1 protein-coding gene is annotated in these 1,715 nt (G+C 37.1%); it reads right to left on the reverse strand.

Going from position 1 to position 1,715, the window contains the following annotated elements:
• Nucleotides 1-418: 418 nt before the first annotated feature.
• Nucleotides 419-1,570 (reverse strand): ROK family transcriptional regulator, encoded by a 1,152-nt coding sequence (locus tag P7J36_RS11510; RefSeq protein WP_014636440.1) that lies wholly within the window; start codon nt 1,568-1,570, stop codon nt 419-421.
• Between the last annotated feature and the right edge of the window lie 145 nt (nt 1,571-1,715).

Below are 1,715 nucleotides of genomic sequence, written 5' to 3' on the forward strand. Positions count from 1 at the left end.
TGTTTTAGTGATGTCATTTTCAATACTCGACGTCTGGCGTCCCACATACTTTGATAACATTCTTTCTAAAACAGGTGCCTTGCCAGTTTTTGATGCGACGTCTAGCGTCAAAAGAGTTCTCGACTTAACAAGACACCTCTACTTTAACATAAAGAAAAAGTAGTAAGTACTCTCTCCCGTCGGAGATTTCCTCACTACTAATCTTAGTATGTTTTTGTGCAATAGAATAAAAGACTACTTGTAATTTGAATTTCAGGCTTTTAAGCATATCTGAGTTTTCCCATGACTCATATTTTTGGATAGAATGGATAAAGCTCTATTAAATACCACGTAGTTATAATTTTCCACCCTATTATATATTGAAATCCTTTTACTGTAATTTGTTAGCTGGTGTAACCTACTTAGTTTTTTTTGTTTCTTATCTAGGAAACGTTAAATCCGGTATATGTAAAAACTGTTGAACAGCTGTAGCAATACCTCCATATAGTGTTGCTGTATCACCTAGGTTCGAAATTGTTAAGGAGACCTTTTGTGCAAATTGACTATTAATTTCTGATTCCAATTTATCTAGAAGTTTGGGTATCTTAGCATACAGCGAGCTATTGATAATTACTAGTTGAGGATCACAAAGCATGATGAGATTATTAATACCAATAGCTTGATGATAGATCTGTTGGTTTATGAGTTCCTGAGTGAAGGAATCTGAGCAAAGATAATATTGAGAAATTAGGTCCGAATTAGCATGCTTAAGGTTATAGTGTTTGGAGAATTCTTGATATACGACTAGATTTGATGCATATTTCTCTAAGCATCCCAAATTACCACAATTACAAGCCTTGCCTTTGGGGTGTAAAATGGTATGTCCAATTTCACCAGCTTGTCCATAAGCTCCAGTCTGCAAGCGTTTATCCTGAATAATACCTGCTCCGATACCGCTATGGATACTGATGCTGATAAGATTGTCTCTGGATTGTGAGAAGGTAAATTCTCCTAATGCCGAAAGATTAGCCTCATTTTCCAAGTAGATAGGGAAATAGAACCGTTTTTCCAGTTCTTTTTTTAAAGGAAAATCTTTCAAATCATAAGAAGGGGTGAAACGGATGTGATTATCCACCACAATCCCATGAATGGCCAGAGTCATGCCGACCACATCGTGTAGGGTCAGTGGCGCTGCTGACAGTAATTCTTTGCTGTATTGTTCGATGTAATCGATAATATTTTCTCTGTTTAAGAGATGACGTTCTCTAAATTGACGAATAATAGTGCCGTCAAGGTAGCTGATTGCTCCACTGATGTAGTTATAGCCCAAGTCAAAGGCAATCACCAGACCAGCCTTGCCACAAAAATTGACAAAAATAGGTTTTCGTCCCCCGGTCTTACCAGATTGTCCAATTCCTGTTTCTTCCACAAGGCCACTATCGATGAGAGAAGTAGTAATAGACGAGACGCTAGCCTTATTGAGTCCGGTTTCCTTAGCAATTTGAGCTCTAGACAGGCCTTTGTTTTCAATAATAGTTTGAAGCACTAAGGCTTCATTTTGTTCACGAATTAAGTATTTATCTGTAATCATTCTCATTTCCTTTTGACGAGATTATTTCTAGATGTTTTTACTGTTATTATGCCACAAAAAGGGGAATAACCCAAATTTCAAGTTGAACTTAGCCACCCAAAAGAAATTCACTTGGCGACTTGTAGTCCAAGCATTTTTTAGGGTA

Origin of the sequence: Streptococcus suis, assembly GCF_046032115.1 — a bacterium.
GTDB classification, from domain to species: Bacteria; Bacillota; Bacilli; order Lactobacillales; family Streptococcaceae; genus Streptococcus; species Streptococcus suis_AJ.

Bases quoted from the DNA above. Each gene is read 5' to 3' on its own strand.
- P7J36_RS11510 (WP_014636440.1), bottom strand. From the start codon at position 1,570: ATGATTACAGATAAATACTTAATTCGTGAACAAAATGAAGCCTTAGTG.